Below are 13,406 nucleotides of genomic sequence, written 5' to 3'. Positions count from 1 at the left end.
CCCCTTTCCCCTCACCCCCGGAATTCCATGCCTCCGCATCCCGCCATTGCCTCAACCGAAGAAATCGTCGCCGAACTGAAGGCCGGCCGCATGGTCGTCCTGGTCGACGAGGAAGACCGTGAAAACGAAGGCGACCTGGTCATGGCCGCCGAGCACGTCACGCCGGAAGCGATCAACTTCATGGCCAGGTTCGGCCGCGGTCTGGTCTGCCTGACGCTGACCGAAGCCCGCTGCCGCCACCTCGGCCTGAGCCAGATGGCGCGCAGCAACGGCACCCAGTTCGGCACCGCCTTCACCGTCTCGATCGAAGCTGCCGAAGGCGTCACCACCGGCATCTCGGCCGCCGACCGGGCGCATACCATCCGCACCGCGGTGGCGCGCAACGCCAGCCCGGCCGACATCGTCCAGCCCGGCCACGTCTTCCCGATCACCGCCCGCGACGGCGGCGTCCTGGTCCGCGCCGGCCACACCGAAGCCGGTTGCGACCTCGCCGGCATGGCCGGCTTGGAGCCGGCGTCGGTGATCTGCGAGATCATGAACGACGACGGCACGATGGCCCGCCTGCCCGAGCTGATCGAATTCTCGAAGCAGCACGGCCTGAAGATCGGCACCATCGCCGACCTCATCCATTACCGCGCCGCCTCGGAGAAACTGGTCGAGCGCGTGAGCAGCAAGAACATTGCCACCGCGCACGGCGAATTCGCGCTGCACGCCTACGTCAACCGCGCCGGCGGCGGTACCCACCTGGTTCTGGTCAAGGGCGAGATTCCCGCCGGCGGCGAGACCCTGGTGCGCGTGCACGAACCCTTGTCGGTGCTCGACTTCCTCGACCCGGCGAGCAGCCGCCAGTCCTACTCGATCGACCAGGCGCAGGCGGCGCTGGCCAGGAACGGCCACGGCGTCATCGTCCTCATGCACCGCCCGGAGGACGGCGCGGCGCTGCTCGAGCGCCTGACCCGCCCGGAAAACACCGGCGCCCCGCGGCCGCAGCAGAAATGGGACCCGCGCACCTACGGTATCGGTGCGCAGATCCTGCGCGACCTCGGCGTCGGCAAGATGCGCCTGCTCTCCAGTCCGCGCAAGATGCCCTCCATGACCGGCTTCGGCCTCGAAGTCACCGGTTTCGTCACCTCACCCGCGGAGCTTTGAGCCATGTCCCGTTTTGACAACGTATTCGAATTCGACAGCAACCTCGACGGCAATGGCCTGTCCATCGGCATCGTCATGAGCCGTTTCAACCTGCCCATCTGCGAAGGCCTGCTTTCCGCCTGCGTCGCCGAACTCAAGCGTCTCGGCGTCGCCGACGAGGACATGGCGATCGCCACCGTCCCCGGTGCCCTGGAAATCCCGCTGGTCCTGCAGACGATGGCGCAGACCGCCCAGTACGACGCGCTGATCGCGCTCGGCGCGGTGATCCGCGGCGACACCTACCACTTCGAAGTGGTGTCCAACGACGCCTGCCGCGCCATCATGGAACTGCAACTGCACACCGGCGTGCCGATCGCCAACGGCATCCTGACCTGCGACACCGACGAGCAGGCCGAAGTCCGCATGCAGCCGAAGGGCACCGACTGTGCCCAGGCCGCCGTCGAAATGGCCAATCTGCAAGGAGCGCTGAGCAATGACTGAGCAGGAACAGACCCCCAAGGCGCCGCCCAAGTCGGCCCGCCGCCGTGCCCGCGAATTCGTTCTGCAGGGCCTCTACCAGTGGCGCGTCGGCGGTGCCGACGAGGCCGCCATCGAAGCCTACGCGCCGGAAATGGAAGGTTTCGCCAAGGCCGACCGCGAGTTCTTCGTCGGCACCTTGCGCGGCGTCATCGGCCAGCATGAGGCGCTGATCGCCCGCATCGCCAGCCATATCGACCGCCCCTTCGGCGAGCTGTCGCCGGTCGAGGCCTCGCTGCTGATGCTCGGCACCTTCGAGATGGTCAATCATCCGGAGACGCCCTACCGCGTCATCATCAACGAAGCGATCGAGCTGGCCAAGGCCTTCGGCGGCACCGACGGCCACAAGTACGTCAACGGCGTGCTCGACAAGGTCGCCGCTGTCGTCCGCCCGGACGAGGTCGCTTCGCGCCGGCGCGGCAAGTAAGGCGATGGCGGGCGAGTTCGCGCTGATCGACCGCTACTTCGCCCGTCCGACGCCGTCGGCGGTGCTCGGCCCCGGCGACGACTGCGCGCTGGTCCAGCCGACGCCCGGCAAGCAACTGGCGGTGACCACCGACATGCTGGTCGCCGGCACCCATTTCCTGGCCGATACCGATCCCCGCAACCTCGGCTGGAAGGCGCTCGCCGTCAATCTCTCCGACCTCGCGGCGATGGGCGCCACGGCGCGCTGGGTGACGCTGGCCGGCGCGCTGCCGGCGGCCGACGCGGCGTGGATCGAGCGCTTTGCCGACGGTTTCTTCGCCTGCGCCAAGGAGTACGGCGTCAACGTGATCGGCGGCGACACCACGCGCGGCCCGCTCAACCTGTGCGTCACCGCGCTCGGCGAAGTCGAGCCGGGGCGCGCCCTGCGCCGCGACGGCGCCAGCCCCGGCGACCAGGTCTGGGTGTCCGGTCGGCCCGGGCTGGCGGCGCTCGGCCTCGCCCAGTTGCAGGGCCGGGTCAGCCTGCCCGAACCCTGGCCGCGCTTGTGCATCGCCGCGCTGGAAAAGCCGCGCCCGCGGCTCGCCCTCGGCCAGGCGCTGGTCGGCCTGGCGAGCGCGGCGATCGACGTTTCCGACGGCCTGCTCGGCGACCTCGGCCACATTGCCGAACGTTCTGGCTGTGCCGCCGCCGTCCGCCTCGTGCAACTGCCGCAACTGCGCGACCTGGTCGGCAGCGGCGAGCGTTACGACGCCGACCTGCGCCGTCTCGCCCTCGACTGCCAACTGGCCGGCGGCGACGACTACGAACTGTGCTTCACCGTGCCGGCGGCGCGCAGCCCGGAGGTGGCGGCGCTTGCCGCGGCGCTCGAACTGCCGCTCTGGCCGATCGGCGAGATCGTTGCCGGCACGCCGGGCACGGTCGAGGTCTTCGACCCGGACGGGCAGCCGGTGGACATCGCACGCAAGGGGTACGACCACTTTGCCTAAGCCGCCCAGCGTCCGCTTCCTGCTCGCCCACCCGGCGCATTTCTTCGCCTGCGGCTGCGGCAGCGGGCTGACGCCGTGGGCGCCGGGCACTTTCGGCACGCTGTTCGCCTGGGCCAGCTTCATCCTGTTCCGCCCCTTCTTCGGCGACGGCCAGTTGCTTTTCCTGTTCGCCGTCGCCTACCTGGCCGGCATCTGGTTCATCGAGGTCGCCGGCCGGGCGCTCGGCGAACCCGACCACGGCAGCATCGTCTGGGACGAGATCGTTCCCTTCTGGTTCGTCCTGCTGCTCGCCCCGCCGGGCTGGCTGTGGCAACTGGCGGCCTTCCTGCTGTTCCGACTGTTCGACATCAGCAAGCCGCAACCGGCGCGCTGGTTCGACGAAAACGTCAAGAACGGCTTCGGCGTGATGGCCGACGACCTGGTGGCCGCCGGCTACACGCTGTTCGTGCTGGCGCTGCTGCGCCACGCCCTTTCCTGAACCGTCAGCGCTGCCCTGGGTTGCAGCCGCCGACCGTGTTGCCGCGGCAGGGCACGGCGGTTTCGCCGGTGATCAGCCACTGGCTGTTCTGGCGGATCATCTGCAGGGTCTTCAGCACGCGGTCGTTGTAGAGGTTCGAACGGTAGGTCTGCTCGAACTTCGCGGTCGCCCGGTCGGCACCGTGCATCTGCACGTCCAGCTTGTCCACCGTCACCGAGATGCTTTCGCGCGGCATGATGCGGGTGCGCCGCAGGCGGTCCCAGGCGTCGCGCGAGAGGCCGCGGTCGGGGGTGAAGCCGGGCGCGTAGAAGGCGGTGTAGGCGGTGTAGTCCTTTGCCGACCAGGCCTGCGCCCAGGCGCGGATGCGCGCCTGCACGTCGGCGTCGCTGGCGGGCGGCGGCGGCGTCACCACCGGCGGCTTCTTGCCCAGCATGTCCTGCGCCCGGGCATCGAGATCGGCGCGCGGCGTACCGGTCAGCGCCACCGGCTCCGACGGACACAGCGTTGCCGCGTCGACTTCGGCCAGCTCGCCGCTCTCCGGCGTCGCCGTCTCCAGCTTCTGCAGGCCCATGAACTCGAGCAGCGAGCCCATCCCGGCCTGGCTGCGCAGGTAGGCCAGCGTCAGGTCGGTATCGGCATTGATCGCCGAACGCTTCGCCGACAGCAGTTCGTTCTCGGTGTCGAGCAGGTCGAGCAGCGTGCGCTGGCCGACGTTGAACTGGTCGCGGTAGGCGTCGCGCGTCTTCTCGAGCAGTGCCACCTGCGTCGTCAGGTCTTCCTTCTGGTCGCGCAGGCGCTGCACGTCGTTATAGGCGATCAGCAGCGTCTGCCGGGTGTCGCGGCAGGCCTTCTCGCGCATTTCCAGCGCCATGTGCTTGCGCTCGACGTATTGCCGCTCGCGCGCCGTGTCCGAACCGCCGTTGAACAGGTTCCACGACATCACGACTTCGGCGACGTTCTGGTCGCGGTCGCCGCTGACGCCCTGGTAGTTCTTGGTCGTCTCGGTGCGAGCCCGCAGATCGACGCGCGGCATGTAGGCGGCACGCCGGCCTTCGACGTCGTACTGCGCCGCTTCGATGTTCTCGACCGCCGCCAGCAGCGTCGGGTTGCGCTTGTAGAGCACGTCGAGCGCCGCCTTCGGGCTCGCCGGCAGCGCCGTGCCGGTCAGTTGCTGCGGCGTCAGCGTGCCGGCCGGCAGCTCGCCGACCAGGCGCTGGTAGCGCGCCATCACGTCGTGCAGGTTGGCCGTTTCCGTGGTCAGGTTGACCTCGGCCAGCGCCAGCCGGCTACCCGCCTGTTCGAGGTCGACCCGGCGGCCGACGCCGGACGCGGTGCGCGCCTTGATCTGCTCGTAGGTCGCCTTGTGCCGCACGTAGTTGTCTTCGGCCAGCGCGACCAGCGAGCGGTAGCGCAGCACGTTGACGTAGGCCTTGCTGGCTTCGAGAGCGACGTTTTCCGAGGCTTCGAGCAGTTCGTAGTAGCGCACCAACTTGGCTTTGCCCAGCTTGCGCACTTCGCTGCGCGTCGCGAAGCCGTCGAACAGCATCTGACTCAGCGTCAGCGCGTAGCCGCGCCGGGTGTAGCTGTCCTTGGCCGAGCCCGGCACTTCCAGGCTCTCGCGGCCAGCCCCGGCGGTCAGGTCGAGTTTCGGGAAGTAGCCGCCGCGGGCGACGCCGATTTCTTCCTCGGCGGCCTTGTAGTTGCGCCACTTGATGGTTACTTCCGGGCTTTTCTGCACCGCCTGCTGGGCGACCTGGCGCAGCGCTTGCTGGACTTCCGGGACTGCCGCTTGCTGGGCATGCAGCGGCAGGGCGAGGCTGGCGAGCAGCCAGGGGAGGGTCTTGAGTTGGGTCATCGCTCAGCAGGCTCCGGCCTGGACCACCACGCTTTGCGCGCGGCCGCCATGGGTGCGCCGGACGCGCGGCCGCTCGCTGATTTCGCGCAGCATCGGCACCGGCTTGCCGGCGTGCAACTGCTTGAGCAGCGCTTCCGATTCCTTGAGCGGGCTGTAGGCGAGGTGGATCAGCAGCAGCACCTGCTTGGGAATGGTGCGCCCGGTTTCGTAGCGCGAGCCGCCGGACTGGGTGACCAGGATGCGCTTCCAGAAAGTGCTTTGCTTGAGGCCGAGCTGATTCCGCAGCTCGCGGATGTCCTGGCCATTCTTGCAGATGAGTTCGGTGTTCATGCGGGTTCTCCTAGTACCAAGGGTTCAATCGACCAGCAGGCGTCCCTGCTGGATCAGGTTTTCGAGGATTTGGGCGGTGCCGGCATGGAGGCCGCCGGCCGACAGATCGACGCCGTCGAGGATCAGTTGCTGGGTCGGCGCGCTGCCGTCACCGAGCGGGTTGATGCGGATCAGCGTGTGGTCGCTGGCGGTCTCGATCTGCAAGTACTGGGCGAGATTGCCGAGGTCGCTGCCGTCGTGGAATTCGCCCTGCAGCAAGTCGCGCAGGTCGAGCACGTCGCCGCCGGCGCCGACCGTTGCCGTCGCGTTGAAGTCGAGGATGACGTCGGTGGCCGGCGTCGCTGCCGTCCCCTGGTCGCCGAATTCCCAGCGGAAGACGTCGCTGTCGGCGCCGCCGATCAGGATGTCGTTGCCGCGCCCGCCGATCAGCAGGTCGATGCCGGCACCGCCGTCGAGTCCGTCGTTGCCGTCGCCGCCGCGCAGCAGGTCGCTGCCGCCGGCGCCCTGCAGCAGGTCGTCGCCGCCATGGCCGTAGAGGCGGCTGCCGGCGGCGATCGCCTGCAGGCTGTCGGCGCCGTCGCGGCCTTCGACTAGGCGCGGATCGCTGTCCGGGCTGTGGATCAGGCTGACTTCGGCAAGCGAGCCGACGTTCGCCGTGCTGCTCAGGCCGTGGCTGTCGGTGGCGGTGATGCTGGTCGCGCTGAGCACGCTGACGTCGAGCAAGGACTGTTCGTAATGCACGGTGCCGAGCAGTTCGTTGAGCGCCAGGTTGTCGATGCTGCCGCCGTCGGCGGCGGTGATGACCAGCGTCGAGCTGGGCAGGACCAGGCCGAGCAGGCCGGGATCGTTGGTGATCTCGACGTGCAGTCCGAGTTCGGCGGCCAGCGCGAGCGAGGCCTGGAGATGGTAGGGGCCGAGATTGACCAGCGCCCGGTAGGCGATTTCGACGCGCATCAGGTCGTTGTTGGCGTCCAGCGCGGTGAACCGGGTGCGGGTGCCGAGGTCGATCAGGTCGAGCGCTTCGAGGCCGATGATGCCGAGCAGGTTGTTGCCGGTCTCGATGCCGGCCACCGGCGCGACGTTGGCCGGGGCGCCGGTGCCGACGAAACCGAGCGAGCCGCTGGCGCTGTCGCCGTCGCCATCGACCAGCGTGTACTGGAGGTCGGTGTGGGTGCCGCGCACCGGCGTCTCATCGACGTGGTAGCGGAAGCTGCCGTCGCAGAGGCCGATGCACAGCGTTTCGCCATGCACCGTGGTCAGCGTCAGAGTGCGCGCCAGCGGGTCGAATTGGTAGGCGGTGACGCTGTCCGAACTGCCGCTGGCGGTCAGCGTGTTGCTCTGCGCGTCGTAGGCGAAGCTGTAGCCGCCGATGCTCAGGCTGGCGACGTGGCCGCCGTCGGCGCCGAAGCCGCCGAGGCTGCCGGTGAGGGTGGTCGGGCCGCTGACGGTGTTGGAGAAGACGCAGGCCATCTCGTTGAAGTCGGCGATCCAGTTGCTGTCCAGGTCGCAGCCGACGGCGCCGTTCCAGGCGATCGGGCTGAGCTGGTCGGGATAGATGACGCCGCGCGGGCCGACGCCGATCGCCTGCGAGACGATCTGGTGCTGGGCGAGGAAGGCCTGCCAGGCGAGTTCTTCGCCCTGGTCGATGCCGTCGCCGAGGAAGGGGTCGAACTGGCCGCTGTAGTTGAACGGGTGGCCGCTGTTGTCGGTGGTCGGCTCGCCGTCGGAGAAGAAGTAGGAGACGTTCTGCGCCGTGGCGAGGCGGCCGGGGTCGGCGTAGGCCTGGACGGCGGTGGCCAGCGCCGCGTCGTAGTTGGACGCTTCGCCGCTGACGCTGATGCCGGCCAGCGCGGCGCGCGCCTCGTCCACCGTCAGCCAGCGGTCGCCGATTGCCTGGCCGTCGTTGCCGAAGATGACGAGGCGAACCATGACGTCGCCCAGCCCGTCGTAGCGGTCGAGCAGGTCGTTGATCGCCTGCTTGGCGAGGTCGAGGCGGCTCAGCTCCTTGCCGGCCAGATCCTTGACGCAGGCGCATTCGCTCATGCTCGACGAGACGTCGAGGACGATCATCAGGTTGGTGTCGGCGCCGTCGCCATTGCCGACGCGGAAGCTCTGGTCGCGGGCGAGCGGCGCGTCGTCCTCGATGTTCAGGGTCAGCGTCGCGCTGTGCTGCTGGTTGCCGTCACTGGCCTTGACCGTGAAGTTGAGGGCGGCGATGTCCTCGCCGTTGCTGTCGAGGTGGTCGACCGGCTGCAGCAGGCGGATTTCGTAGTTGCCCTGGGCGTCGACCTTGGCGCAGATCACTTCCGGGCCGAGCAGGCCAGCGCGGCCGACCAGCGGCGAGGCTTCGGTGCCGTCGCCGGACCAGACGATGCGCACCCCGTTCGAACAAAGCTCTTCGCTCGGCGCCTGCAGGCAGTAGCTGAGCGCCGGGGTGCCGTTGGCGACGATCAGCGAGCCGCTGACGACCGCCGAGTCGGTAGTGTCGGCGGGCAGGCCGAGGCTGTCGGGCAGGCCCTTGGCCAGGCCTTCCTCGGAAACGCTGACGGTCAGGTCGTCGATGATCAGCGCGGTGCGGAATTCGGCGCTGTCGCTGCCGCGCGGCGTCGCATTGCCGGCCGGATCGCGGATCAGCGCCTCGACGGTCAGTGTTGTGCCGTGCGCTTGCGGCGGGAAGGCGGTGCTGACGTAACCGTTCGCCTTGTCGGCGGCGGTGACGGTGATTTCCCGGGTGATCGTGCCGCTGCTGACGACGACGATATCGCCAGCATCGACCTTGGCCGGGTCGAAGGCGATCTTCACATCGACCTCGCCGTTCAGTTCGGCGGCATTGATGTAGCCGTTGTTGTCGGCGTCTTCGGTGATGGTGACGGTCGGCGCCTTGCCGCCGTTGGGCGGCAGGGTATCGACGGTGGCGCTGTCGCTGCCGGTCTTGCCGAGGTTGCCGGCAGGGTCGCGGACCTGGGCGGTGACTTCAAGGCTTTGCCCTTCGCCCGGATTGGCGACGGCGAGTGCGATGCTGCCGCGGTTGATGTCGGCCAGCGTCAGGACATGCGGCGCCTGGGCGACGCCGTTGATCGAGACGAGCAGGCTGTCGCCGACGCGGGCGGTGCCGGGCAGGGTGATGCTGACGTCGATGTCGCCGTTGAGTTCGGCGGCACTGATCCAGCCGTTGTTGTTGGCATCCTCGGTGATGGCGACGAGCGGGGCGCCGGGCTCGGAGAGGAGCAGGCGGGCGCTGTCGCTGACCGGGCCGGCGGCGTTGCCGGCGATGTCGGTGATGCGGGCGGTGGCGACGAAGTCGGTATTGTCGGCAGTCGGGTTGAACTTGAGATCGACGTGGCCGGCGGCGAGATGGGCGGCGGTCAGGGTGATCACCTGATCGACGTTGCCGCTGCCGGAGACGGTCAGCGAATCGCCGACGGCGGCGCCGGCGGGCAGGGTGACGCGGACGTCGATATCGTTGCCCTGCAGTTCGGCGATCGAGATGAAGCCGTCGTTGTTGCGGTCTTCGGCAATCTCGACGGCGAGGCCGGTGAACACCGTGGTATCGACGGTGACGGCATCGCTGCCGGTCGGGCTGAGGTTGCCGGCGGGATCGCGCAACTGGGCGACGACGGTCAGCGTATGGCCGTCGCCGGGACTGGCGATGCCGGCGAGGTCGATGTGACCGGCGGCGATGTCGGCGGCGGTGAGCAGCACCGGCAGGCGGGCGACGCCATTGACCGAGACCAGCAGGCTGTCGCCGGCACGGGCGGTGTCGGGCAGATCGACGCGGACATCGACGTTGCCCTGCAGCTCGGCGGCGTTGAGCCAGCCGTCGCCGTTGGTGTCCTCGGTGATGGTGACGGTCGGCGCGGCGAGGTCGCCGATCATCAGCGTGGCGCTGTCGCTGGCGGTGTTGGAGATGTTGCCGGCCGGGTCGGACACCTGAGCGGAGACTTCGATGCGGGTGCCGTTGGCCGGCGCATCGACGTCGATCAGAACATGGTGGGCGTCGATGTCGGCCTGGCTGAGGACGATGCTGCGCGTTGCGTTGCCGGTGACGCGCACGGTCAGCAGATCGCCGGCGATGGCCTCAAGCGGCAGGTCGATGCGGATGTTGACCTTGCCGCTGAGTTCGGCCTTGTTGATGAAGCCGTCGTTGTTGGCGTCTTCAACGATGGTTACGGCGAGGCCCTGCAGGTTGCTGGTGTCGATCTTGGCGCTGTCGTGGCCGGGCTGCGTGCTGTTGCCGGCCGGGTCGACGATGGTCGCGCTGACGACCAGGGTGTTGCCCGGCGCCGGAATCGGGAAGTCGGTCAGGACATGGCCGGCCGCCTTGCTGGCGGCGTCGATGACGATCTCCCGGGTGGTGCTGCCGTCGGTGACGCGGACGATGTCGCCGACCTCGACCAGCGCCGGCTTGAAGTCGATGCGGACATCGGCCACGCCCTGCGCTTCGGCACGGTTGATGAAGCCGTCGTTGTTGGCGTCCTCGACGATGGTGACGGTCGGCGCATCGCCCTTGTTCGGCACGTCGGTATCGATGATCGCGCTGTCGCTGCCCGGCGGCGTGCTGTTGCCGGCCGGATCGACGATGCGGGCGCTGACCGCGATGCTGTCGCCGGACGGCGGCGCGGCGAAGGCGGTGGTGACGTAACCGCGGCTCAAATCGGCGGCAGTGACAGTGATTTCCCGGGTGATCGTGCCGCTGCTGACGACGACGATATCGCCGGCGTCGACCTTGGCCGGATCGAAGGCGATCTTCACATCGACGTCGCCGTTCAGTTCGGCGGCGTTGATGTAGCCGTTGTTGTCGGCGTCTTCGGTGATGGTGACGGTCGGCGCCTTGCCGCCGTTGGGCGGGATGGTATCGACGGTGGCGCTGTCGCTACCGATCTTGCCGAGATTGCCGGCAGGGTCGCGGACCTGGGCGCTGACGCTGACTTCCTGACCTTCACCCGGATTGGCGACGGCCAGCGCAATGCTGCCGCGGTTGATGTCGGCGAGCGTCAGCACGTGCGGCGTCTGGGCGACGCCGTTGATCGAGACGAGCAGGCTGTCGCCGACGCGGGCGGTGCCGGGCAGGGTGATGCTGACGTCGATGTCGCCGTTGAGTTCGGCGGCACTGATCCAGCCGTTGTTGTTGGCATCCTCGGTGATCGCGACGAGCGGGGCGCCTGGCTCGGAGAGGAGCAGGCGGGCGCTGTCGCTGACCGGGCCGGCATGGTTGCCGGCGATGTCGGTGATACGGGCGGTGGTGACGAAGTCGGTATTGTCGGCAGTCGGGTTGAACTTGAGATCGACGTGGCCGGCGGCGAGATGGGCGGCGGTCAGGGTGATCACCTGATCGACGTTGCCGCTGCCGGAGACGGTCAGCGAATCGCCGACGGCGGCGCCGGCGGGCAGGGTGACGCGGACGTCGATATCGTTGCCCTGCAGTTCGGCGATCGAGATGAAGCCGTCGTTGTTGCGGTCTTCGGCAATCTCGACGGCGAGGCCGGTGAACACCGTGGTATCGACGGTGACGGCATCGCTGCCGGTCGGGCTGAGGTTGCCGGCGGGATCGCGCAACTGGGCGACGACGGTCAGCGTATGGCCGTCGCCGGGACTGGCGATGCCGGCGAGGTCGATGTGACCGGCGGCGATGTCGGCGGCGGTGAGCAGCACCGGCAGGCGGGCGACGCCATTGACCGAGACCAGCAGGCTGTCGCCGGCACGGGCGGTGTCGGGCAGATCGACGCGGACATCGACGTCGCCCTGCAACTCGGCGGCGTTGAGCCAGCCGTCGCCGTTGGCATCCTCGGTGATGGTGACACCGGGGGCGGCGAGGTCGCCGATCATCAGCGTGGCGCTGTCGCTGGCGGTGTTCGAGAGGTTGCCGGCCGGGTCGGAGACCTGGGCGGAGACCTCGATGCGGGTGCCGTTGGCCGGCGCATCGACGTCGATCATCACGCGGTGGGCGTCGATGTCGGCTTGCGAGAGGACGATGCTGCGCGTTGCGTTGCCGGTGATGCGCACGGTCAGGAGATCGCCGGCGATGGCTTCGGCCGGCAGGTCGATGCGGATGTCGACCTTGCCGCTGAGTTCGGCCTTGTTGATGAAGCCGTCGTTGTTGGCGTCCTCGACGATGGAAACGGCGAGGCCCTGCAGGTTGCTGGTGTCGATCTTGGCGCTGTCCTGGCCGGGCAGGGTGCTGTTGCCGGCCGGATCGAGGATCACCGCTTCGACGGTCAGCGTGCTGCCATGGGCGGCCGGCGGGACGCTCAGTGAGACGTAGCCGTTGGCTTTGTCCTGGGCGTTGACGACGACGTCGATGACGAGGCCGTTGGCATTGACGCGGACGGTGTCGCCGACATCGACCAGGTTGCCGTCGAAGGCGACGCGGATGTCGACGTCGCCCTGCAGTTCGGCGCGGTTGATGAAGCCGTCGTTGTTGGCGTCCTCGACGATGGTCACGGTCGGCGCGGCGCCGCCGTTGGGCGGCGTGGTGTCCGGTTCGGGTGGGGTCAGGTCGCCGTTCTGGCGCTCGGCGAGGGCGTAGCGGTCGCCGGCGCCGAAGCGGTAGGCGGAGTCGCTGCTGCCGATGCTTTCGACGATGCGCTGGAACTGCACGAAGTTGTGGCCGCCTTCGCTGGCGGCGCCACTTTCGCCGGCGGCGGGCGCTTCCTCGTCGAGCAGGTCGTCGAGCGGCCGGTTGGCGGCGAGCGCCGAACCCAGCTCGCGAATGCCGGCGCTACCCGCCGCCAGCGCGCTGTCTTCCTGGCCGGTGCTGCCGGCGACATCGCCGTCGAGTTGCAGGCTTTCGCTACGGTCCAGGCTGATTTCCCGGCCGTCGGCAAGTTTGACGACAGCTTGCGCGTCGCGCGCGGTGACCACCTTCTCGCCGGGGAAGAGCGGATCGCCGGGGTGCAAGGGGCGAACCTTGCCGTCGGGCGAGATGGCGAAAACCTGGCCGGTGACGGAAGCTGCTATGGCGATGCTGATGGCGGCTGACATGGCTTGAACTCCTTGCGCGCTGGGGCTTGCTCTGACGAGGAAAGAAGTTGCAGTCAGAGTTAATTGAAAGTCGTGTTTTCAAATTATACGTATACATCAATTAAATGCTATACGTGAAAACCAAGTTTCATTTTATTCGTTTGGCAAGCAGCGGAATGCTGAATGTAGTTTTTGTGATTATTAAGCGAATAAACGATAAAAATAGTTGACGTGCCTGTATTTGCGATCTAGCATGCAGTCGTGATCAACGGCAAACCTGCGGCGACGCAGGGACGCAAAGCCTCCGGTCTGGCGCTTGTCAGATAGCGGGGTTGCCCAGCCCAAGATCTCGGCCATCTGCCGGGACCTGCCCGAAAACTCCAACGGGCGCTCGCGTGATGGTCTTTCCAACGTATCAAGGCAAAGGAAAGATCATGATCAAGAACCACCAGGCTTTCGCTCCCACTCCCCTGCACGGTCTTTATCGCCGTCGGACGACGGCTTGCGCGCCCGCACCGGCCAGCGTCTGGCTGAGTCGCTACCTGCCGGGACTGATCCTGAAACTTGCGCTGCTGATTCTGGTCTGTCAGTGGGTGCCGCTATACGGCGGTCTAATTGAAGACCTGTTCGGGCCGCTCACGCAGAGCTTGAGTTTTGCCCTGACTCGCCTTTAGTATGACGTATCATTTTTGCGGCGTTAATTCAC

General features: G+C 67.8%; 9 protein-coding genes and 1 riboswitch. Of the genes, 6 read left to right on the top strand and 3 right to left on the bottom strand.

From position 1 onward, the window contains the following. Window positions 1-27: 27 nt before the first annotated feature. The 5 genes from ribBA to AC0KWY_RS11665 are packed head-to-tail and all read left to right on the top strand — an operon-like array spanning window position 28 to window position 3,555. A complete protein-coding gene (gene ribBA, locus AC0KWY_RS11685; RefSeq protein WP_474025667.1) occupies window positions 28-1,149 on the top strand; it encodes a bifunctional 3,4-dihydroxy-2-butanone-4-phosphate synthase/GTP cyclohydrolase II in 1,122 nt (373 codons plus the stop codon). 3 nt (window positions 1,150-1,152) lie between these two features. After that, on the top strand, window positions 1,153-1,629 hold the full coding sequence (ribH, locus tag AC0KWY_RS11680) for a 6,7-dimethyl-8-ribityllumazine synthase (protein ID WP_474025666.1): 477 nt from the start codon (window positions 1,153-1,155) through the stop codon (window positions 1,627-1,629). Beyond that, window positions 1,622-2,092, top strand: coding sequence for a transcription antitermination factor NusB (nusB, locus tag AC0KWY_RS11675; protein WP_474025665.1), 471 nt, complete (start codon window positions 1,622-1,624; stop codon window positions 2,090-2,092). The genes ribH and nusB overlap by 8 nt, the downstream gene beginning before the upstream one ends. 4 nt (window positions 2,093-2,096) lie before the next feature. Continuing rightward, a complete protein-coding gene (gene thiL / locus AC0KWY_RS11670; RefSeq protein ID WP_474025664.1) occupies window positions 2,097-3,077 on the top strand; it encodes a thiamine-phosphate kinase in 981 nt (326 codons plus the stop codon). Continuing rightward, window positions 3,070-3,555 carry a phosphatidylglycerophosphatase A family protein gene (locus tag AC0KWY_RS11665; RefSeq protein ID WP_474025663.1) on the top strand — a complete coding sequence of 162 codons (486 nt, stop codon included), beginning with the start codon at window positions 3,070-3,072 and terminating at the stop codon, window positions 3,553-3,555. Before thiL ends, AC0KWY_RS11665 begins: the two co-directional genes overlap by 8 nt. A gap of 4 nt (window positions 3,556-3,559) precedes the next feature. Here AC0KWY_RS11665 and AC0KWY_RS11660 read toward each other — a convergent pair whose 3' ends face one another. The 3 genes from AC0KWY_RS11660 to AC0KWY_RS11650 are packed head-to-tail and all read right to left on the bottom strand — an operon-like array spanning window position 3,560 to window position 12,721. Then, entirely contained in the window at window positions 3,560-5,410 is a 1,851-nt protein-coding gene (locus AC0KWY_RS11660; RefSeq protein ID WP_474025662.1) for a TolC family outer membrane protein, read from the bottom strand. A 3-nt stretch (window positions 5,411-5,413) separates the two neighbouring features. Further along, window positions 5,414-5,740: a helix-turn-helix domain-containing protein gene (locus AC0KWY_RS11655; RefSeq protein WP_474025661.1), complete on the bottom strand. Its 327-nt coding sequence runs from the start codon at window positions 5,738-5,740 to the stop codon at window positions 5,414-5,416. A gap of 24 nt (window positions 5,741-5,764) precedes the next feature. Continuing rightward, window positions 5,765-12,721, bottom strand: coding sequence for a retention module-containing protein (locus tag AC0KWY_RS11650; RefSeq protein ID WP_474025660.1), 6,957 nt, complete (start codon window positions 12,719-12,721; stop codon window positions 5,765-5,767). 239 nt (window positions 12,722-12,960) lie between these two features. Then, window positions 12,961-13,040, top strand: a riboswitch (cyclic di-GMP riboswitch). 94 nt (window positions 13,041-13,134) lie between these two features. Between AC0KWY_RS11650 and AC0KWY_RS11645 the strand changes: the two genes are divergently transcribed. Next, the gene (locus AC0KWY_RS11645) at window positions 13,135-13,374 is read left to right on the top strand and encodes a hypothetical protein (RefSeq protein ID WP_474025659.1); all 240 of its coding nucleotides are present in this window, start codon (window positions 13,135-13,137) and stop codon (window positions 13,372-13,374) included. Window positions 13,375-13,406: the final 32 nt, after the last annotated feature.

This window comes from Azonexus sp. MM2026_4 (assembly GCF_055901855.1).
Note: the sequence above shows the minus strand (reverse complement) of the source record. Positions and strands in the feature narration are given on the sequence as shown.

Coding starts and splice junctions, on each gene's coding strand:
- ribBA (WP_474025667.1), top strand. CDS start 28: ATGCCTCCGCATCCCGCCATTGCCTCAACCGAAGAAATCGTCGCCGAA.
- ribH (WP_474025666.1), top strand. CDS start 1,153: ATGTCCCGTTTTGACAACGTATTCGAATTCGACAGCAACCTCGACGGC.
- nusB (WP_474025665.1), top strand. CDS start 1,622: ATGACTGAGCAGGAACAGACCCCCAAGGCGCCGCCCAAGTCGGCCCGC.
- thiL (WP_474025664.1), top strand. CDS start 2,097: ATGGCGGGCGAGTTCGCGCTGATCGACCGCTACTTCGCCCGTCCGACG.
- AC0KWY_RS11660 (WP_474025662.1), bottom strand. CDS start 5,410: ATGACCCAACTCAAGACCCTCCCCTGGCTGCTCGCCAGCCTCGCCCTG.
- AC0KWY_RS11655 (WP_474025661.1), bottom strand. CDS start 5,740: ATGAACACCGAACTCATCTGCAAGAATGGCCAGGACATCCGCGAGCTG.
- AC0KWY_RS11650 (WP_474025660.1), bottom strand. CDS start 12,721: ATGTCAGCCGCCATCAGCATCGCCATAGCAGCTTCCGTCACCGGCCAG.
- AC0KWY_RS11645 (WP_474025659.1), top strand. CDS start 13,135: ATGATCAAGAACCACCAGGCTTTCGCTCCCACTCCCCTGCACGGTCTT.